The organism is Vibrio sp. 1-Bac 57 (assembly GCF_037546855.1).
Lineage (GTDB): Bacteria > Pseudomonadota > Gammaproteobacteria > Enterobacterales > Psychromonadaceae > Psychromonas.
Map to the genome: position 1 here is coordinate 80,548 of NZ_JALAAC010000004.1, position 20,780 is coordinate 101,327.

Annotated in this window: 17 protein-coding genes; 15 read left to right on the forward strand and 2 right to left on the reverse strand. The window is 35.8% G+C overall.

Features of this window, described 5'->3' with window-relative positions; translation table 11 throughout:
* Positions 1-324: 324 nt before the first annotated feature.
* The 11 genes from MT391_RS03945 (at position 325) to MT391_RS03995 (ending at position 14,546) form a co-directional block, all read left to right on the forward strand.
* Positions 325-2,274, forward strand: a complete 1,950-nt coding sequence (locus tag MT391_RS03945; protein ID WP_499496988.1) for a TonB-dependent receptor plug domain-containing protein — start codon at positions 325-327, stop codon at positions 2,272-2,274.
* A gap of 9 nt (positions 2,275-2,283) precedes the next feature.
* A complete protein-coding gene (locus MT391_RS03950) occupies positions 2,284-2,826 on the forward strand; it encodes a YfiR family protein (protein ID WP_499496989.1) in 543 nt (180 codons plus the stop codon).
* Complete coding sequence (locus MT391_RS03955; RefSeq protein ID WP_499496990.1) at positions 2,826-4,931, forward strand: bifunctional diguanylate cyclase/phosphodiesterase; 2,106 nt, start codon at positions 2,826-2,828, stop codon at positions 4,929-4,931. The genes MT391_RS03950 and MT391_RS03955 overlap by 1 nt, the downstream gene beginning before the upstream one ends.
* A 317-nt stretch (positions 4,932-5,248) precedes the next feature.
* A complete protein-coding gene (phoB, locus tag MT391_RS03960; RefSeq protein ID WP_166370250.1) occupies positions 5,249-5,932 on the forward strand; it encodes a phosphate regulon transcriptional regulator PhoB in 684 nt (227 codons plus the stop codon).
* A 133-nt stretch (positions 5,933-6,065) separates the two neighbouring features.
* A complete protein-coding gene (gene phoR / locus MT391_RS03965) occupies positions 6,066-7,355 on the forward strand; it encodes a phosphate regulon sensor histidine kinase PhoR (protein ID WP_166370248.1) in 1,290 nt (429 codons plus the stop codon).
* Positions 7,356-7,783: 428 nt separating this feature from the next.
* Positions 7,784-9,523: a NosD domain-containing protein gene (locus MT391_RS03970; protein ID WP_499496991.1), complete on the forward strand. Its 1,740-nt coding sequence runs from the start codon at positions 7,784-7,786 to the stop codon at positions 9,521-9,523.
* A gap of 191 nt (positions 9,524-9,714) precedes the next feature.
* Positions 9,715-10,470 carry a Nif3-like dinuclear metal center hexameric protein gene (locus MT391_RS03975; RefSeq protein WP_499496992.1) on the forward strand — a complete coding sequence of 252 codons (756 nt, stop codon included), beginning with the start codon at positions 9,715-9,717 and terminating at the stop codon, positions 10,468-10,470.
* A gap of 205 nt (positions 10,471-10,675) precedes the next feature.
* Positions 10,676-11,779 carry a 3-isopropylmalate dehydrogenase gene (leuB, locus tag MT391_RS03980; RefSeq protein ID WP_166370242.1) on the forward strand — a complete coding sequence of 368 codons (1,104 nt, stop codon included), beginning with the start codon at positions 10,676-10,678 and terminating at the stop codon, positions 11,777-11,779.
* A gap of 69 nt (positions 11,780-11,848) precedes the next feature.
* Positions 11,849-12,385, forward strand: coding sequence for a YaeQ family protein (locus tag MT391_RS03985; protein WP_166370240.1), 537 nt, complete (start codon positions 11,849-11,851; stop codon positions 12,383-12,385).
* Between the two features lie 301 nt (positions 12,386-12,686).
* Complete coding sequence (gene thiI, locus MT391_RS03990) at positions 12,687-14,141, forward strand: tRNA uracil 4-sulfurtransferase ThiI (RefSeq protein WP_166370237.1); 1,455 nt, start codon at positions 12,687-12,689, stop codon at positions 14,139-14,141.
* A 222-nt stretch (positions 14,142-14,363) separates the two neighbouring features.
* Positions 14,364-14,546, forward strand: coding sequence for a DUF1737 domain-containing protein (locus tag MT391_RS03995; protein ID WP_028867664.1), 183 nt, complete (start codon positions 14,364-14,366; stop codon positions 14,544-14,546).
* A 299-nt stretch (positions 14,547-14,845) separates the two neighbouring features.
* On the opposite strand, the gene MT391_RS04000 is transcribed toward MT391_RS03995, so the two are convergent.
* Both MT391_RS04000 and MT391_RS04005 read right to left on the reverse strand, forming a co-directional pair.
* Positions 14,846-15,616, reverse strand: a complete 771-nt coding sequence (locus tag MT391_RS04000; protein ID WP_166370235.1) for an ElyC/SanA/YdcF family protein — start codon at positions 15,614-15,616, stop codon at positions 14,846-14,848.
* Positions 15,617-15,635: 19 nt separating this feature from the next.
* Positions 15,636-16,076, reverse strand: coding sequence for a GNAT family N-acetyltransferase (locus tag MT391_RS04005; RefSeq protein ID WP_499496993.1), 441 nt, complete (start codon positions 16,074-16,076; stop codon positions 15,636-15,638).
* Positions 16,077-16,141: 65 nt separating this feature from the next.
* On the opposite strand from MT391_RS04005, the gene MT391_RS04010 reads away from it, so the two are divergent.
* From MT391_RS04010 to wecB, 4 genes are all read left to right on the forward strand, one after another.
* Entirely contained in the window at positions 16,142-17,629 is a 1,488-nt protein-coding gene (locus MT391_RS04010) for a RimK family ATP-grasp domain-containing protein (protein ID WP_499496994.1), read from the forward strand.
* Positions 17,630-17,868: 239 nt separating this feature from the next.
* Entirely contained in the window at positions 17,869-18,657 is a 789-nt protein-coding gene (locus MT391_RS04015) for a methyltransferase (protein WP_499496995.1), read from the forward strand.
* Positions 18,638-18,862 (forward strand): DUF2835 domain-containing protein, encoded by a 225-nt coding sequence (locus tag MT391_RS04020; protein WP_166370227.1) that lies wholly within the window; start codon positions 18,638-18,640, stop codon positions 18,860-18,862. The genes MT391_RS04015 and MT391_RS04020 overlap by 20 nt, the downstream gene beginning before the upstream one ends.
* Before the next feature lie 791 nt (positions 18,863-19,653).
* Positions 19,654-20,775, forward strand: coding sequence for a non-hydrolyzing UDP-N-acetylglucosamine 2-epimerase (wecB, locus tag MT391_RS04025; protein WP_499496996.1), 1,122 nt, complete (start codon positions 19,654-19,656; stop codon positions 20,773-20,775).
* Positions 20,776-20,780 lie beyond the last annotated feature (5 nt).

Genomic DNA, 20,780 nt, shown 5'->3' on the forward strand with positions numbered 1-20,780 from the left:
ATAAAGTGTGTTTCTAATCTTTATTTTAAATAAATTCGACATTTTATGTGGTGATTTTTATCTGGTGCTAATATAACGTCAATACTGATATCTACTATGACCCATAAGTTAATGTTTATTAAACTAATTTTCTAACCTATTTTGCAGCTTAATCAACTTTGTGTACTGCCTCGTTTTAGATAAAGTCGTAACTTACAATTATGTACTTTATAAGGATATAAAATGGGTAGCTATCTATAAAAGATACCTTATTAAAAATGGAATTTTAATGCGAACTATAATTGAGTACCAGCAATGGTAAAGTTACTGAATAAGAATTATTCTTTGAAAGCAGTAGTTTTGCTATTCAATCTCCTCCTTATCCCTATTACATTGGCTAATTCAAATTCACAGTTGGACGATCTCCCTAGTCTAGATTTTGATGACTTGATGGCTGCAGATATACAAACCACTTCGGCGATGAAACGTCTACAAAGTATGTCTGAAACGGCAGCTTCAATTTATGTGCTAACCAATAAAGAAATAGTGCAATCAGGTGTAACATCGGTAGCGCAAGCATTAACCCTCGTACCGGGTATGCAGGTTAGAAAAATTGATAATAATCAATGGGCAATTACTGCTCGAAGTGTTGCTGGTCGTTATTCAAGTAAATTGTTAGTAATGATTGATGGCCAAAGTATTTACAACCCTGGTTTTGCTGGTGTTTATTGGGAAGCATTAAATATTCCTTTATTTGATATTGAGCGTATAGAAGTAGTACGTGGACAAGGTGGGCTGTTATGGGGAAGTAATGCTACTAATGGCGTTGTCAATATTATTACTAAGCATAGTGTGGATACTCGAGATACAGTCGTGCAGTTAGCTAGCGGCTCGCACATCGACCATAAGGTTAATTTTAGGGTTGGAGGTGATCTCGCCAATTATAGTTCTTTTAGAGTGTTTGGTAGTGTTGAAGAAGCAGATAAATCAGGGCAAAGTCGTGAACTTGTTAACCCTAATGACCATAGCAAAAAGAAAACAATTGGAGGCCGAATTGATTTAAACTTAAATGATCATCTTTCTTTTTTAGCCCAAGTTGATTATACACATATCGAGCTAGGGCAAAATATCAAGCTAGCTGATTTAAATACTTATAAGTCCAATTTTGTAGAAGATGAATATTCACGTGATCATATACAATTAATGACAAGGCTAGAGCATCGACTTTCGGCCGATTCTAATCAAATGTTACAAGTATCAATTAGCTCTCAGCGAGGTAATCAAACTAATTATAAAGATGACTTTTTGATTACAGATATTGATTATCAAATGAACACATTGATTAATAATATACAATTTGATTGGGGGCTTAATTACCGTTATAACGACATTGCTGTAGACGATAGTGATTATGTTAAAAGTATCGATAATATTAATGCTTATCACCATTATGGTGGATTTGTTCAAGCACAATTCACATTGATACCCGAGACGCTTAAGTTAATTGTTGGCAACCGATCTGAAAAAAATAGTTTCACTGGTTGGGAGCATCAGCCAATGGCTCGTTTATTATGGACACCAGATTTAAATCATACTTTATGGACCGCAATTTCACAGGGAATACGTATTCCTTCTTTTGCTGAATACAATGAACGTTTATTGGTTTCATCCGCTTCCGGCGAATTACGGACAGAGCTGGTTGGTAATGCTAATATAGAAGGTGAAAAATCAGTTTCTAAAGAATTGGGTTATCGTTATAGCGCTAAATCTTGGTGGTTAGATGTTTCTTTGTTTCATACTAAAGCACGAAATGTCTTATCGGTTGATCCAAAAGTTAATTATCCCTTGATAAACCTTGATTTTGTATCTGGCGGTGAATTAACCTCCTATGGTGGAGAAGCGATTATTAAATGGCAGCCCTATGATAAATTAAGTACCGAACTAGGATATAGTTATAGTTCTAACAATTATTATTCATCGAAAGGTTTAATTCCTGCTTTAGGTGGCGATTTTTATTTACGTCAACTTATTGCAAAAACCTATTTTTCATTAACATCTACACACTCATTTTCAGCAATTTATCGCCTTGAAGGAGGCGATGCCTATGGCACAAAAGATTATGGCGCATTGGACTTAAGCTGGCATTGGCAAATATCGCCTACGGTGATGTTATCTGTTACTGGTAATAACTTGCTTTACGGTCAGCATTTAGAGCATGCTAATGGTGATGAACTATTCTCTATTGGTACCTACATCGAACCAAGCTATCTAGCTAAAATAACAGCAAAATTCTAGGCTAATGACATGTTGAGACTCACTAAACAGTTTGCTTTAACATTATTAACCTTGATGCTTATGCTATCAACATCTGCTTTTGCAACAACACGTGAAGATGCAATTAAATCCGGTTTTATTTATAATTTCGCTCGGTACTCTCAAGGTGAATGGTTTCATGAAACGACAGCGAAAAGTTATAACCTTTGTAGTTTTAGTTCTGACTTTGTAGAAGCGGCTAAACTTACACTTAAAGATTTAAGCGTGAGGCAAGTTCCTGTTGAGGTTCGTTTTTTAAGGTCTGATATTGAAGACATCAAGGGCTGTCATACCTTATTCATCTCAAAAAATGATATCGCTAAATGGAATGATATTATTATCAAGGATCTTATTCCCAATACCATGTTAGTGGGCGAATTTAATAATTTTATTTTATCTGGTGGTCATATCAATTTTTTTATCGTTGGCGGTAAAGTCCGTTTCGAAATCAATCCCAATAAATTAAAACAAGCAGGTATTAATATGAGTTCTAAAGTACTTCGCTTAGGTCGAATCTATAAAGGTCCATTATAATGCCGTTAAAACGCATATTGTTTAGATCATTGAAAGCGAAACTACTTGCGATGCTGATGTTGGTCGCTTTTTTTAGCACTATTTCAATTGCCGCTATGTTTACTATCTATGAACTCAATGCAGTGACCAAAGCGGAACAATCTAGGCTTAATTCAATCGCTAATATACTGGCACCAAATCTCACCGCAGCTTTGATTTTTGAAGATCAAGCAAGTGCGACAGAACAAATTAAATCTCTTCAGGGGCAAAGTAATATTGTTAGTGCCCAAGTAGAAGATATGAAAGGGAATGTTTTTGTTGCTGTTGTTGCAGAAAAGGACAATACAAAACAAATATTCACGGATTTAATGGTGGTTAAAACAACACTGCAGATGCAGGGTATTGACTATGGTGTATTGACGATAAAGGCCGATTACTCGCTAATTGAAGCGAGCTTATTATTTTTTAGTACTTTTTTATTGGTTATTTTAGTGCTCATTTTAGTGCTAAGCTTTATTTTGTCGTTATTTTTACGTAAAAGCCTGATTTATCCACTTATTCAGCTTGCTGCCGTGGCAGACAGGGTGACTAAAACCAGTAATTATAGTTTACGCTCACAGGTGTTATCGACTGATGAAGTAGGTAATTTAGCTTCTTGTTTTAATTTGATGTTAGAAACCATTGAACAACGCGATCACTCTCTGGAAGAAACTGTTCAGCAACGGACAACGGCTTTAAAAGTGGCAAATACCCAATTAACCACTCAGGCTTTCAGTGACCCTCTCTCTGGCCTGCCTAATCGACGTTATATACTAAATAAACTCGCTGACTTGATTGAACATAAAAAAGATAAAAAATTCGCCGTATTAGCATTAGATCTCGATGGTTTTAAAGAAATAAATGACACATTAGGTCACGATTACGGTGATTTATTATTGATTGCTGTGAGTAAATCTATTGCAAGTGTCTTAGGCACTGAAATACTCGCACGATTAGGGGGAGATGAATTTATTATCCTAGTGGAAAATATCATAAGTTTGTCTGATGTAGAGTCCATTTCTATCGATATTCATAATCATTTATCAAAAGGTTTTGTGATCAAAGGTAAGCATGTTTATGTCACCACGAGTATTGGTATTGCTGTTTTTCCTGAGCACGGTGATACGGTTGAGAATATCGTTAAATGTGCAGATCTAGCAATGTATAAGTCAAAGGCGGCGGGACGAAATTGTCATCACTTTTTTAATGCGAGCATGCTCGATGATGTGGTCAAAAAAAGAGAGTTGGTGGAAACCCTACGTCATAGTCTTAAAAACAATGAATTCGAACTTTACTACCAACCTATTGTAGATTTATCCACTAATAAGATCTGTAAAGCCGAAGCATTGATTCGTTGGCATCATCCTCTTCGAGGTTTAGTCTCGCCATTTGAGTTTATTCCCGTTGCAGAAGAGGTTGGTTTAATTACAGATATTGGCGAGTGGGTGGCCAGAACGGCAGCACGTGATCTTGCTGAATTTAAAAAACTTAATGTAGATACTGAGTTTCAGATCAGCATTAATGTTTCTCCTTTACAGTTTAAAGGTGACGGACAATGGATGAAAAATTGGTTCGAATATGTCGCTGACCTAGGCTTAAGTCATGACGCTATCATTGTTGAAATTACTGAAAACTTATTAATGGAAAGCGAAGAAAATATTCGTTATCAACTTACTTTACTAAGGGACCAAGGTGTTTCTATTGCAATAGACGACTTCGGTGTGGGTTACTCTTCTCTGTCTTATTTACAGAAGATGGATGTTGATATTTTGAAAATTGATAAGTCATTTGTGGATGATTTAGAAACAGAAAGTAATAGTCGTGATTTATGTAAAGTGATGATCATGTTAGCTCAGCAGTTAAATATTCAAGTTGTTGCTGAAGGTATTGAAAACGAACAACAAAAACAGTATCTACTTGAAGCTGGTTGTCAATTTGGTCAAGGTTATTTGTTCTCTAAACCCATGCCATTTTTGCAATTTCAAGAAAATTACTTTAGCCATCAATCGAGGCTTGATTTAGCAACAGTTAATCCTGCTATTGATGATACTGAATATAAAGTAGAATTAATGAAAAAAGCAATCTAAGTAATGAAAATTAAGCGTTATGCACTTCAATGTTGAATTCGCCACATGCCATCTTTTGCAGCTTGGTAAAATTAATGCGTCTTTTATAATTAATTGCTTATTCAAATAATTTACTGGTACTAACTTAGGCTCCAAATTCAATATTTTTTCTGCAAGTGACTGAAGCCTCCTATCTAATGCAATGTTTATTATTGTAAGCTATTCGTTTAAATATCAATTTGATGCTTTATGACACTTTATGTGTGATTGTCATATAAATGTCATAATATCTAGTGATAATGACATCATTTAGCACAGACAATAAATAGGTAAACCTAATGGCAAGTCGAATTTTAGTGGTTGAAGATGAGGTCGCGATCAGAGATATGTTGAGCTTTGTATTAGAACAACACGGTTATGAAACACTTGAAGCGGACAATTACCAAGCGGCACTTGACCATCTCCATGAACCATATCCTGATCTGATCTTATTAGATTGGATGTTCCCTGGCGGTAGTGGTATTCAATTACTAAAATTTTTAAAGCAAGATGAGATCCTGCGTCAAATTCCCGTGGTGATGTTAACTGCTCGTGGTGAAGAAGAAGATAAAGTGCGTGGCTTAGAAAATGGTGCCGATGATTATGTTACTAAGCCTTTTTCCCCAAAAGAACTGATGGCTCGTCTTAAGACTGTGATGCGACGTGTTAACCCTACTTCACTCGATGATACACTTAAAGTTGGTAAACTTAAGTTAGACCCTATATCGCATCGTGCAACATTAAGTGATGCACCATTAGATATGGGACCAACAGAATTTAAATTATTGCATTTCTTTATGACACATCCGGAACGTGTTTATAGTCGCGAGCAATTATTAAATAATGTGTGGGGGACCAATGTTTATGTTGAAGATCGCACCGTTGATGTACATATTCGTCGTTTACGTAAAGCGTTGTCAGATCATGATCATCTAGTTCAAACAGTCCGTGGAGCAGGGTATCGCTTTTCTACTCGCTCATAAAGGATAGATGTTAGCCTGTAAAACGGTTGCCTAAAAATACCATTATCTAAAAGTAGTATTATCTAAAAAAGACAATTCATTTATTACGGAGTCACTTAACAAGTGAGCCACCACCTTATATAGAGTGACGCATTTGAAAGTATATACATGGAAGCAGCTATTCTGGGCAATGTGCTTAGTTTATTTTCCGGTTTTAATCTTGGGACTATTAACAGGGTTTTTACTGGAATTTTTATTAGTGACCACAGTGTTACATATTGCCTGGCATTATTATTTTTTAAAAAAGTTAAATGATTGGTTATGGATCAGCAAAAGTACACGTTTACCACCCGGTAAGTCGGTGTGGGAACATGCTTACATTGGTATTCATAATATGCAGCAGCGCCACCGTAAACGCCGCAATAATTTAGCCAGTGTAATTAGTCGTTTCCGTGAAGGTTCTGAAGCATTACCTGATGCGGTGGTGGTATTTAAAAAAGACGGTGAAATCGTGTGGTGTAATCGACTTGCCCAATTTCAACTAGGCTTTAAGTGGCCCGATGATGCGGGAGAGAATATTACCAACTTAATTCGTCACCCTGATTTTGTAGAATATTTACGCAGTGATGCCTATAACGAGCCACTGGATTTAGTTTCCCCGATTAATAATGAAAAAGTATTAGAATTTAGGATCATGCCCTATGCCAAAAATCAGCGCTTATTGATTGTGCGTGATGTCACTAGTTATCGTCAAATGGATGAAAATAGACGTCATTTTGTCGCTAACGTTTCCCACGAACTTCGCACTCCACTTACCGTCTTGCAAGGCTATATTGAAATGCTAGCGATGAGCGCGCAAGATGACAAAATGCAATTAAAAACTATTCAAGTACTGGATCAGCAAACTGCACGTATGTGTGCATTAGTTGAACAATTGATGACGTTATCAAAGATAGAGGGTGCGGCGACCTTAGATTTCCATGAAAGTATTAATATGTCTGCTTTATTAACACAAGTTGAAAATGAAGCCGTTACATTGGGGCGTAAAAAATCGCAAACTGTCACTTTTAAAGTTGATCCTAAATTGTCGGTGGTTGGCGATGAAATGCAAGTACGTAGCGCGATAGCTAACTTAGTGTATAACGCCATTAATTATACGCCTGAGCATGGCACTATTAAAGTGATCTGGAAGCGAGTACAGGAAGGAGCTTATTTCTGCGTGATGGACACTGGTGATGGTATTGCTCCTGAACATATTTTACATTTAACCGAGCGTTTTTATCGAGTAGATGCTTCTAGATCCCGAGATACTGGTGGCTCTGGTTTAGGTTTGTCGATCGTAAAACATGCATTATCTCACTATGACAGCAAGTTACATATTGAAAGTCATGTTGGGGAAGGCAGTCAATTTTCCTTTATTATCCCAGACAACTATATTTGTTAAAACTATATTTGTTAAATAGTAACGTTATTTGTTGACCGATAACGTTACTTGTTGAGCAATAATGTTGTTAGGTGAACTTTATCATGCAGATTTAAGCTATCTTAGATTCAAAATTGAATTCATGATGTATTAAATTGCAGGCTCGTTAATTAATGCCTTTTTAGACTTTATATTTTGAACCAATACCTCTGAACTAATGTTTTATTAAAAGATGCATTGGTTCAAAATATTGACTCTACATGATTTTTTAATCGATATTGTTTGTAAAATCACTTGATTTATAGTCTTCATGTTTTGCTATAAGATAGCGCTACAGCTAAAACTGCTACCATTACTAATACAAACCAATTCATATAACCAGATTATATATTTGTATTGAACGCTGTATTGCTTTTTATTGATACTGAATGCTGTAAAAGGAAGAGTTTATGTTGCGAATATTTTATTGCTCGGTGATTCTCATTAGCGGCTTATTAACGACGTCTATTCAAGCTCAATCTTTGCCTGATCCCAACTTTAATGCACTATTAAAACAATTTAACCTGCCTGCCTTTACAAGGTATGTGTTTATTGATCCTACATTGAAATCAAGCTGTGACGATTATCAACCAACTACTCGTAAATGCGAGCAAGGACATTGGTTAGCTGTTAGCAATTTATCAACGGCTAATAAAATAGCGAAAGCAGGGGATCTATTTCTGTTACGTGAAGGACGTTTTAAACAAGCTTTACATGTCACTAAATCCGGGAATGCAAAGGCTTATATCGGGTTTAGTGCCTACAAAAATGAAAAAGTGACACTGTACAATGTTAATTCTATTGATCATGGGGAAGAGTATGGTGCGATATGGTTAGATGAAGTGTCATACATTGTAGTGAACGGAATTAGCGTCGATAAAAGTATTGGTTTTGGTCGTTTTTTAAATGCGCATCATAATATTTTCTCTAATAACAAGTTCACTGGTTCAAGTATTTATAATGATGGTCGAAGTGCTAGCAAACGCGGCGGTCTGTATGTCGCTTTTAGTCACCACAATCAAATCATCAATAACCTGTTTCAAAAAGGCACGGATCTATTATCACTAGTGCATGCAAATTATAACCGTGTACAAGGCAATACAATGAATCTAGCTGGCCATGATGTTTGGAATATTAAATGCGGTAGTTTCAATGTTATTCGAGATAATGTATTCAGTAATAAAAAGCAAAAATTAGGTGCGGTATTCGATTGCGAACAGGGCACCATGAATTGGCATGGTAATGGACGCTTTAAGCAGCAAAGTGCAGTCTTAGATGCAAGCCAATATAACCTTATTGAGCATAATGTGTTTAAAGATGCCGTACGTTATTATTCTGCAAGTGGAGGTAACGGGATCCAATATGCTGGTCAACATGGTTTGATCCGTTTTAATACTTTTTATCATACCAATGTAGGATTCAGCCTTGCTAGCTATCGACCAGAAGCAACCTATAACTATAGCAATCGCATTTATCACAATACTTTTCATGATAACTGGTGTGTTGGTATTGCCATTGGCAGTGAAATAGAAAAATTTACAGATAATCAGTTTATGAATAATATTCTTTGGAATAATCAAGGGCTAGGTGCAAGCCAGTGCAGTGATAATAATGCAAAACAAGTACTGTTTCGGCAAAAAGAGGGGGATGAATGGTTTGTTAATAACAATATCGGTAGTGACCTCAGTGATAAAGTGATTGGTTTGTGGGCAAATCCACGTGAGATGAGTGTGTATGACTTTGAAGGCAGCTTTATACCGGTTCGCTTCAAGGATACCTTAGCCAGAGATCCCTTGTTTGTTAATCAAAACCAGCATGATTATAGGTTATCTACGGACAGTCCAATGGTTGATACTGGCCTGCATCTAAGTAAAATCATAAGCACGACGGGCGAAGGTGATAGTTTTCAAGTACAAGATAGTCAGTTCTTTTACGACGGAGTAGGGATTGCCAATGAAATAGGGGATCAAATTATGGTTCGCTCAGCTTCAATCAACACTAAAAAGCCACAAGTTGCAACGATTGTAAAAATTGATAGGCTGTCTAATAAGATATACCTAGATAAAAAAATAACTTGGAAAAAAGGCGACTTAATTTCTCTCGCTTATAATGGCCTAGCGCCGGACATTGGCGCGTTTGAATCAAAGTGATCTTTACTTTCATTATGCAGAACATTTGCTTATGAACATCCATTTGATTATCAGCAACCATCTGACTACCAAAAATAAAGGTTAAGTAACCAATGTTGGTTTATTTTATTAAGTCCAATTATTTTATAACTTGGATTCAGATCATAAGTGCATAAAGCGCCATATTACATACATCAATAAAAGTGAATACTATGAATAACCGTAAACTTGCTAATAAGCTGGATCAGTTTTTAGAAATACATCAATTTAAAGATTATTGTCCTAATGGCCTACAAATAGAGGGGCGTGAGCAAGTCAAAAAAGTGGTGACTGGCGTTACTGCGAATCAGGCGTTAATTGATGCGGCTATTGTGCATAATGCGGATGCGATTTTAGTGCATCACGGTTTTTTCTGGAAGGGTGAAGCACAACAAATTGTTGGCATGAAATATAATCGTATTAAAGCGCTGATAGAAAATGGTATTAATCTTTATGCCTACCATTTACCCTTAGATGTGCACCCTGAATTAGGCAACAATAAACAATTGGCCGAACTACTCAATATTATTGATAGGCGACCACTTGAACCTTGGGATAAACGCAGTGTAGGTCGAGTCGGAAAATTTGAAAATGCGATTACGCCACAAGCACTGGTTGAATCTATTACCCAACAGTTACAACGAGCACCCTTATGGATAGATGGTGGTAAACCTGAGATTAAAACTATTGCTTGGTGCACAGGTGGTGGACAGGATTACATTACTATTGCTGCAGAACAAGGGATTGATGCATTTATTAGCGGTGAGATATCTGAACGTACTACGCATATTGCTAAAGAAATGGGTATTCATTACTTTGCGGCGGGGCATCATGCAACTGAACGATATGGAGTAAAAGCTTTAGGTGAATGGTTAGCTGCAGAAATGGATCTTGATGTGATCTTTATAGATATTGATAATCCTGTTTAATATTCACTTATTTTGCTTAAATATGCGAAAAAAGTGTTTCAAAAATTGAAACTTAGTGTGCTTTTACTTTATTATGCCAAGCATGCTTACCCGTTATTATTCAATATCTAAAAACCAGCAAGCTGAGAGTTGAAAAGATTCTAGGCATGAAGGTTAAAGACTGACGAGTATAAATACAATTCGATAATTCATTTAGGGAAAAAAAATGACAACATATAACATTGCTTTACTAGCAGGTGACGGTATCGGTCCTGAAGTAATGAAAGAAGCAGTAAAAGTTTTGAAGTTAGTTGAACAGCGTAATGCAGATGTTAACTTTGAATTAAACGACGTATTATTTGGTGCCGCTGCTTATTTTGCTACTGGTAAAGCATTCCCTGAAGAAACTAAAGCAGCTTGTGACAAAGCTGATGCAATTCTAAAAGGAACCATCGGTTTAAATCACGAAGACTCTAAAAAGATTCCTGTAGACGAACAACCTGAACGTGGTGCTTTATTGCCGTTACGTCGTCGTTACAATACCTATGCTAACTTCCGTCCTGTTTATTTACCAAAAGGGCTGGCTCACTTCTCTCCGCTTAAAGCCTCTGTTGTTGGTGAAGGCATCGACATCATGTTAATTCGTGAGCTAGTAGGTGGTTTGTACTTTGGCGAAAAAGAAACAGGTATTGATGCACAAGGCCGTCGTTATGTGCGTGAAGTATTAGAATACGATGAAGATCAAATCCGTCAAATCGTTCGTGTTGGTTTTGAAGTTTCAATGAAACGTAAAAAAGTGATGCACAATATCCATAAATCAAACGTTCTAAAATCAAGTGTTCTATGGAATGAAATCGTAGAAGAAGAAAGCAAAAATTTCCCTGAAGTGGAAGTTATCAACATTTTAGTTGATGCTGCAGCGACATACTTATGTTTAAAACCAACTATGTTTGACGTAATGGTAATGGAAAACATGTTTGGTGATATTTTAAGTGACCAAGGTGGTGGTATTTTAGGTTCTTTAGGCCTAATGCCTTCTGCTTGTAAAGGTCCTGAAAAATCTTACTACGAACCATCACATGGTTCTGCGCCAGATATCGCTGGTAAAGGTATTGCAAATCCATACTCAATGATCGGTTCTGTGGCGTTAATGTTAGAGATGAGCTTTGGTATGGAAAAAGAAGCTAAAAACCTTTGGAATGCGATGCAAAGCGTATTTGAAAATGGTTACTCAACTTCAGACCTATCTAAGCCAGGTGAAGCAAACTTAGTTAGTACTGCTGAGTTTGGTGATATGGTATGTGAAGAATTGGCGAAAATGCCTGTATAATCATTTTCACAAGTGATTAAATAATTTTAAACCACGTTTTATAACGTGGTTTTTTTTTGGAGAAAGACCATGGCATTAAAGCCAACTATTTTTAAAATGAACATTAATGTGTCTAATTTAGATCAAGATGTTTATGAAACTATTCCGTTAACTATTGCACAACACCCATCGGAAACAACGGAACGCATGGTGACACGTATTCTTGCATTTGTGCTTAATAACCAAGAGTTTTTAAGTTTTACTAAAGGCTTAAGTGAGGCCGATGACCCAGATATTTGGGCTAAAAATTATAGTGATGAATTTTTGTTATGGGTCGATGTGGGTGAACCAGGTTTTGAACGTATTAAAAAAGCCTGTCGTCAGGCTAAAAGCGTAAAGATTTATACTTTTAACACTAAATCTAATGTGTGGTGGAAGCAATCGCTGAAAGATTTCAGCAAGATCAATGCGCAAGTCTATCAATTTGACTTTGAACAAATTCAAAGCTTTGCTTCTCTGGTTGAACGTACTATGGACTTTAGTATTACCCTTACCGACAATGTATTTTATATTGCCGCTGACAAAGGCAGTTGTGAAGTAAACTTAACCACCTTAAAAGGTGAGTAGTGCGGGCTAACCCAATATACTTGCAGGCACCACTGATAACATTTTTGAAGTAATAGCTACTCTAATAAGTCTGTAATTAAATATTGGGTAAGGGATCCATTAATTAAAGGCCGAAATAGCATTAAATAGTTGATTCCTTTTGCAGCCTTTCAATATAAAAGAAGCAACTTAAGCAACAAGATTGTGCCGCTATTTAGTGGAATGGGTATTACATAGGTATAAACATTGCACACTAAGATGGACAGCGTATAATCCGCACTTCTTTAAAATTAACACTGTCCTGAATCCAAGAGTGGTACCCATGAAATTTATCGTTAAGCTTTTTCCTGAAATTATGATGAAAAGTAAACCTGTGCGTAAGCGCTTCAGCAAAATGTTACAGGGCAATATCCGTAACGTACTGACTCGTCATGATGAAGATATTAAAGTGATACTCGAATGGGATAAAATTATCGTTCGTAGTGAAAATGACGATCCTGATAATAAAGCAAAGGTCATTCACTACTTAAAAAGTACGCCAGGTATTGCGTTTTTCTTGGAAGTGACTGAATCTACTTATACTGATATTCATGACATATACGAGCAAACAAAAGCGTGTTTTGGCGATAGTCTTGCGGGTAAAACCTTCTGTGTTCGTGCAAAACGTATTGGTACCCATGACTTTGGATCAAATGAAGTTGAACGTTATGTCGGTGGTGGTTTAAATCAACATACTGAAGCACTTGCTGTTAAATTAAAAAATCCAGATGTGACGGTTAATATCGAAATCAATCAAGATAAATTATTTATGGTTGACCAACGCCATCAAGGTTTAGGTGGTTTCCCACTAGGAACGCAAGAATCAGTGTTGTCGCTTATTTCCGGTGGATTTGATTCTGGCGTATCTAGTTACAAATTATTGAAACGTGGCTCTCGTGTACATTACTGTTTCTTTAATTTAGGCGGTGCAGCTCATGAAATTGGTGTGAAGCAAGTCGCTTATCATTTATGGGAGCGTTTTGGTGCTTCTCATCGTGTGAAATTTGTTTCTGTACCTTTTGAGCCTGTTGTTGCTGAAATCCTAGAAAAAGTGGATAACGGCCAAATGGGTGTTGTACTGAAACGTATGATGATGCGTGCTGCACGTAAAGTGGCTGATAATTTAGCAATTGAAGGATTGGTAACAGGTGAAGCATTAGGTCAGGTTTCTAGTCAAACACTACGTAATTTATCAGTGATTGACCAAGTGACCGATATGCTGATCTTACGTCCACTAGTTGCAACCGATAAACAAGAGATCATTGATTGTGCACGTGAAATTGGTACTGCAGAAATTTCTGAAACGATTCCTGAGTACTGTGGTGTTATCTCTCAGCGCCCAACAGTTAAAGCGGTAATGAGTAAGATTGAGAATGAAGAAGCTAACTTTGATATGTCATTAATTGATAAAGTTGTCGCTGAAGCACAGACTCTCGATATTAAAGACATTGCAACGGCAGCAAAAGAACAAGTTACTGAAGTCGAATCGGTATCAGGTTTCTCTACTAATGATATTGTGTTAGATATTCGATCTGCGGATGAACAAGAAGACAAACCATTACAGTTAGATGGGGTTGAAGTACAACATCTTCCTTTCTTTAAACTAGGTAGCCAATTTGAAACACTTGCTCAAGATAAAACCTATTTACTGTATTGTGACCGTGGTGTGATGAGTCAATTACAGGCTTTGTATTTGAAAGAAGCTGGTTTCAATAATGTGAAAGTGTATCGTCCTTAACTTTTTACAATGTCATATAAAACGTTATCTAAACTGCGCTGTATTATTCTTTGTTTTGAAATAATTTGATTAGATGGTGAATGTATTAAATACGGCCAATTAAGTGCCGTATTTTTAGCCATCCACACTGTTTATTCACAATTTTGTCTATAAATAATAGGCCTTTACACTGATTCATCGTATGCTGAAATTACTTCATAAGCGCGATTAAAGGATATTAATATGCCAAATTCAATTGATAGTTATAAACTGATCACAGGTAAAGATGATGCTGAGTTTTGCAGTCGGATCACTAAAGTATTAAGTGAAGGTTATGAGTTATACGGTTCACCAACCATGACCTTTAACGGTGAGCATGTTGTTGTGGGCCAGGCTGTAATTAAAAGACCATCACAACTGGTGTAAGTGAGTTAATTACTTACTGCTTTATTGAGTCGATAAATATGTTTGCTTATCTTATTGTCTATATTGCTACTTATGTTGCTGATATATATTACCAGTCTAAATAGCAGCTCAATACCTGCATCATATTCAAATAAAGCCTGCTCCTGCAGGCTCTTTTGTATATAGCTATACCTCATAACCATACCTCATAACCATACCTTACAAATATGCCTTCTAACCATAGTCTTAAACTTTTACCTTTCATTCATTAGTTACTATGTCTTATTTATTTATGCTCTACTTTTGTAGTGTTAGCTATTTTAATCAGCTATTTTCCTAATAGACCATTGTTGTAAAAGACCGAGATACTCATGTAAAGCTACTTGTGATTTGTATAACTGATAAGCCGATGGAATATAATTATAAGCGGGTAGACTATGTGAGTTTTCTTTAGCAAGATACATCGCCGGTGCGGCTATTGGATATTGATTATAATGGCTGAATAAAGCCATGGCTCTGGGCATATGTGTTGCAGAGGTTACTAGCGCTGCTTTTTTACCTTGTATCAGCGTAGACATTTGTTGCGCTTCTTGATGTGTGTCCTTACTGCTATCTAATCGTATGATTCTTTGTTCAGGTATTGCAAATGTTAAAGCCAGTGTTTGTAACAATTGTGCATGACTCTGTGTATCTCCAAAGCCAGAGCCCGAAACGACAATAATGGCATTTGGGTTCGCATAGTAAAGTCGTAATGCTTCACTAAAACGACTTAATGCCGTTGCGGAAAGTTGTCCTGTGATCGGTAAGTTTTTATCATTTATACCCGATGAACCGAGTACTAAAATATAATCCAAAGATTGCTCTGCAACCAGCAGCGGAGGATATTGGCGCTCTAAAGGTTTTGCTAAGTGATAAGCACTTGGCAATAAGCTGAACACAAAGAGAATGATAAAACTAAATAACGCGAGGACTTTAGCTAATAGCTGACGTCGACTAAAAAAAAGTAATAATAAACTGACTAATAATAGTGATAAAGAGAAGGGTAGTGGCATTAATAATCCCCCTATCCATTTTTTTAATATAAATAACATGTTTGACCTTTATTGAATCTTATAATTTCTTTTCAAAACACAATGCATCTTGACCATCAGCGTAATAAGCTAGTTTGATAGTAAACTGCACATAACCTATTTTCTGATATAACCTAATCGCATTACTATTACTTACCTTCACTTCTAAGCTAATCAAATGGCGCTGGTGCTGCAGTGCAACTTGCTCTAGCTGGCGCATCAGTTTTTCACCACAGCCTTGGCCGTGAAAGTCAGGGTGAACTGCTAGTGAATATAAACGAGCCTTGAGGCTTCCTTTACGATAAAGCAATAATCCGTATGCGCTTATTATATTATTTTTTAGCTGCATAATAAGGTCACAGTGTCCCTGTTGTATAAAATAATGAAAATTTCTACGGCTAAGCTGATCATAATTAAAATTTAAATTTTCGATGTCTAGTAAGCGTTTAATATCTTCTATTTTGGCCTTACGATACTGCATATTTAACTTTCCTTATTAATCCTTTAGGTTCAGAATCGGCTCAATTATATAGAAGAGGAACTTTTGTGGATAACTTTATTGTAGTCGTTGATAAAATAGAAGATTGGCAACCGTTTTTCCCTACTGAACAAGTGGTGACAACTGATAGTTACTTATTTGATCAACAATACCAAAATGCTAAAAATCTTAGGGTTTTAAACTTATCAAGAAAGTATAAGTATTTGTCTCATGGGTACTATTGTAGCCTTTTAGCGGAAGCGAGAAACCATAAGGTATTACCCAATTTAAAAACAATTAATGATCTCAGTAAAAAGAGTTTATACATTAATGATCTCGATGCGTTACAACAGATCACTACCAATATAAGTAGTAAATTTCTTAAGGTAGAAGGTGGCATTAAGAAATTAAGCTTTAAAGTTTATTTCAGTAAGTCACAAATAAAAGGCTTCGATAAGCTTGCTCGTGAAATTTTTGAGTATTATCCATGTCCGATTTTAGAGGTGACATTAATACAAAGTACTATCTGGCAGATTGATTCTGTTGTGCCAGTTAATATCAAAGAACTTTCTGACCTTGAGCAAGACTTTTTTGCTAGTGCTTTAGAAAAGTACAGCAATAGAATATGGCGTACACCAAAAAAACAAAAAGCGTACCTTTATGACCTGGCTATTTTAGTTAATCCTGAAGAAAAACTGCCACCTAGTGACAAAATAGCTATTGAAAAGTTTATGGAGTCCTGTGAAAGACACGCTGTCTATTCAGAGTTAATTACCAAAAAGGACTTTTCTAAAATAAATGAATTTGATGGATTATTTATCCGAGAAACAACCTCGATTAGTAACCATACTTATAAGTTTTCAAAAGTGGCTGCCTCAGAAGGGATTGTTGTACTGGATGATCCCAACTCAATTTTAAAATGTACAAATAAAATTTTTATGTCTAATTTATTAGACCGTTTAAAACTGCCAGGTATTCCAGGACGATTTGTCTCAAGTGCTAAAGCATCAGTATTAAATGCACTCATTAAAGAATTTGGTTTTCCGCTGGTGGTGAAGATCCCTGATGGATCTTTTAGTATAGGCGTAAAAAAAGTCGATGATGTTGATGAATTGAAAGTTGTGCTGGAACAGATGCTGAAAAAAAGTGACTTGATCCTGGTACAAAAATTCCTATATACAAAATACGATTGGCGAGTAGGTGTATTAGGTGGCCAAGGTTTGTTTGCTTGTAAGTACTTTATGAGTGAAAATCATTGGCAGATATATAATCATGAAAAAGATAAAGACAGCGACCAATTTAGTGGCGACTCTGTTACTTTACCTTTTGAAGATGTACCAGAAAAAGTTAAAAAGGTTGCAATAGCCGCTGCTAATGGCGTTGGACTCGGATTGTATGGCGTTGATTTAAAAGAAGATGAACAAGGTAATGTGTACGTTGTTGAAGTAAATGATAACCCTAGTATCGACCATCAAGTCGAAGATGATTTTTTAGGTGATAAGTTGTATGATCGTATTATTACTTGGTTCATTGAGCAGATGAAATCTAAAAAATAACATTAATTTATGATAAGAGGCAGTTGTATTGATAATACAGCTGCCTATTTTTTTATGGCCATTTTTTTATGCCTGCTTTTTATGTTTGCATGATAAGTAATAAGTAATAAGTAATAAGTGCAATTTTTATGGAAAATGCTGTTAATTCAAATAAGTTACGTTAATTTGGCTAAATAAAGGCAACTTTAAGAATCTCCTTTCCTTTAACAAAAAACCAATAAAAATGAGAATATAGTTTAGTGATTGATCATAATTTTGACCCTATAGCACAGAAATTTATTAATAATATTTATGGAAGCGATAAAGGTGCAATCCGTAAAGAGGTTGTTTGGCGAGAGTTATTAACGTGCATAAAGCGATTAAATAAACCAAAATTACGCATTTTAGATGCAGGTGGCGGTTTTGGTTATTTCAGTCAAAAGCTAGCCGCTTTAGGTCATCAAGTGGTGTTGTGTGATATTTCTGGTGAGTTACTTACTATTGCTAAACAACAATTAGCGGATAAAGCCTATAAAAATAATGTAACCGTATTACATTGTGCGATTCAAGCTTTAAATGAACATGTCGAGGGACAGTTTGATTTGATCCTAAATCATGCAGTATTAGAGTGGTTAGCTGAACCTGAATTGACCTTACATAGTTTATTAAACTGGCTAAATGACGATGGCTTAGTATCCTTGATGTTTTATAACAAAGAAGCGCAGCGTTTCTTTAATTTAATCTCGGGTAATTTGAGTTTTGTTGAGTTAGGCATGCCACGAAAAAAGGTAGTGCGCTTATCACCGATCAATCCTTTATTTGAAGCCGATGTACTTGATTGGCTTAAACAAGCAAACATGTCTGTCATTAAAAAAACCGGCGTTCGCGTTTTACATGATTATATGAAATCTGCAGATTTTTCTGAACATAATTTTGAACAGTTATTGGCAATGGAAATGAAGTATTGTCAACGCGAACCTTATGCGTCATTAGGACGTTATACCCACTTTACCATTACTAGGAGTCCTAATGAAACGGTACCATTTTAGAATAAGCATCAGTTACCAAGAATTTGAAAAATTATATCGAGTTCCTAATACTGTAGTGAAAGTACGTAGCGAACAAGGTGCAATGTTGCAATTACCTGCGATGCGTTTTGTCCCTTTTTTTACTCAGCTAGGTGTGCGCGGATATTTTGAGTTACAGTTAAATGATGACAATAAATTTCAAAAGCTTATTTGTTTATATAATTAAGATAATACTACCGATTTATTTTGTGAGTTTTTGAGCGTTATCACTTGAATTTAAGGACTGTTTTAACAATGAATAATGTTATTTTAAGACCTCATAAATAATTGGGGTAGTATATTTTGATAGCTTATTACTTATTAATAAAAATAGTGATTTACGTAAGTGGATAGCATTTTAGCTTGAAACGCTTTTTATAGTGATATTATTGTTCAATGATAAAATGTTTATCAAACGTTCAAAAAGAAAAAATATCGGAATGCTCCTTTGTTATTATTATTTTGTGTCATAATTGAGTTTTTTGTTTTTATGATTAATTAAAACAGCTGCTTATAATTAATTTTTCGTTGCTTTATGGTTCGACAGTGCAATCTTTATTGATGTTATGATTTCTTTATTAACTAACTCATCTTTATTCTATTAACTTCTTGGTTATCTGTTTTTATTTTATGACTTTTTATTTGCCTCGTTATTATTTAAACTTCATTTAATTGTTATCGCAGTCATATTGTCAATGATCTTTGCCTTAAACTAGCTATTATGTAATAACAATAGAAATTACGCTTATCTTCAACGTGATAAGTTGATTTTTAATTAATAAAACTGTCATAATTGATAAATTCAAACATTAATGTTTTTTATATATAATAAAACTACGTAACCTACACTCGTTAGTCAGAATATGTGAGAGTAAGTTGATACTTTGGCTTTTAACTGTTTTAAAGTTGAATTAAGATCAAAGAGTTAAATTACTGACTTATGTATATTAAGCATTGAATAACTTGTAAGGCTCTGGAATGAAAAAAGTGTTAACAGTCTTCGGTACACGCCCCGAAGCAATAAAAATGGCGCCTTTGGTTCATGAGCTTGCGGCACAGCCCGGAATTGATAGTAAAGTCTGTGTTACCGCGCAGCATAGGGAAATGCTTGACCAAGTCTTGCAGTTGTTTAACATTAGCCCCGATTATGATTTAAATATTATGAAGCCCGGGCAAGATTTATTCGATGTAACCGAAAATATATTGAATGGTCTCAAGCAGGTACTGGATGACTTCAAACCTGATGTTGTACTTGTTCATGGCGATACAACGACCACTTTCTCTGCCTCATTAGCTGCTTTTTATAAGCAAATTGATATTGGTCACGTAGAAGCAGGGTTACGTACCGGTGATTTATATTCTCCTTGGCCTGAAGAAGCAAATCGAAGATTGACTGGAGTGTTAACCCGCTATCATTTCGCCCCCACCGACTTATCAAAATCCAACTTACTTAGAGAACACGTCCCCAAGGAACATGTTGTTGTGACGGGTAATACTGTTATTGATGCCTTGTTATGGGTTAAACAAAAATTAGAATTGGATACTGGCTTACAGACTTCTTTGGCTGAGCAATTTCCCTTTTTGGATAGTAATAAAAGAATGATCTTGGTGACGGGACATCGTCGAGAAAGTTTTGGTGGTGGATTTGAACGTATTTGTGAAGCACTAGCGAATATTGCGAAAGCACAACCCGATGTGCAGATTGTTTACCCAATGCATATGAATCCTAATGTAAGAGAGCCGGTTAATCGTCTATTGAGTACATTAAATAATGTATTTTTAATTGAACCTCAAGATTATTTACCTTTCGTTTATCTTATGAACCGCTGTTACCTTATCATTACCGATTCCGGTGGTGTACAGGAAGAAGCTCCGTCTTTAGGTAAACCGGTTTTAGTGATGCGAGATACCACCGAAAGACCTGAAGCTATTGAAGCTGGCACGGTAAAATTAGTCGGCACGGACGTTCAACGTATTACTTCAGAAACCATTTTGTTATTAACGGATAATGAAAAATACCAAACAATGGCTAAATCGCATAACCCTTATGGTGATGGTTTTGCATGTGCTCGTATTGTTAAAGAATTATTAAAGGATTAAATAAA

Coding starts and splice junctions, on each gene's coding strand:
- thiI (WP_166370237.1), top strand. CDS start 12,687: ATGAAATTTATCGTTAAGCTTTTTCCTGAAATTATGATGAAAAGTAAA.
- leuB (WP_166370242.1), top strand. CDS start 10,676: ATGACAACATATAACATTGCTTTACTAGCAGGTGACGGTATCGGTCCT.
- MT391_RS04020 (WP_166370227.1), top strand. CDS start 18,638: ATGAAACGGTACCATTTTAGAATAAGCATCAGTTACCAAGAATTTGAA.
- MT391_RS03975 (WP_499496992.1), top strand. CDS start 9,715: ATGAATAACCGTAAACTTGCTAATAAGCTGGATCAGTTTTTAGAAATA.
- phoB (WP_166370250.1), top strand. CDS start 5,249: ATGGCAAGTCGAATTTTAGTGGTTGAAGATGAGGTCGCGATCAGAGAT.
- MT391_RS03995 (WP_028867664.1), top strand. CDS start 14,364: ATGCCAAATTCAATTGATAGTTATAAACTGATCACAGGTAAAGATGAT.
- MT391_RS03955 (WP_499496990.1), top strand. CDS start 2,826: ATGCCGTTAAAACGCATATTGTTTAGATCATTGAAAGCGAAACTACTT.
- MT391_RS04005 (WP_499496993.1), bottom strand. CDS start 16,076: ATGCAGTATCGTAAGGCCAAAATAGAAGATATTAAACGCTTACTAGAC.
- MT391_RS04000 (WP_166370235.1), bottom strand. CDS start 15,616: ATGTTATTTATATTAAAAAAATGGATAGGGGGATTATTAATGCCACTA.
- MT391_RS03985 (WP_166370240.1), top strand. CDS start 11,849: ATGGCATTAAAGCCAACTATTTTTAAAATGAACATTAATGTGTCTAAT.
- MT391_RS03970 (WP_499496991.1), top strand. CDS start 7,784: ATGTTGCGAATATTTTATTGCTCGGTGATTCTCATTAGCGGCTTATTA.
- MT391_RS03950 (WP_499496989.1), top strand. CDS start 2,284: ATGTTGAGACTCACTAAACAGTTTGCTTTAACATTATTAACCTTGATG.
- wecB (WP_499496996.1), top strand. CDS start 19,654: ATGAAAAAAGTGTTAACAGTCTTCGGTACACGCCCCGAAGCAATAAAA.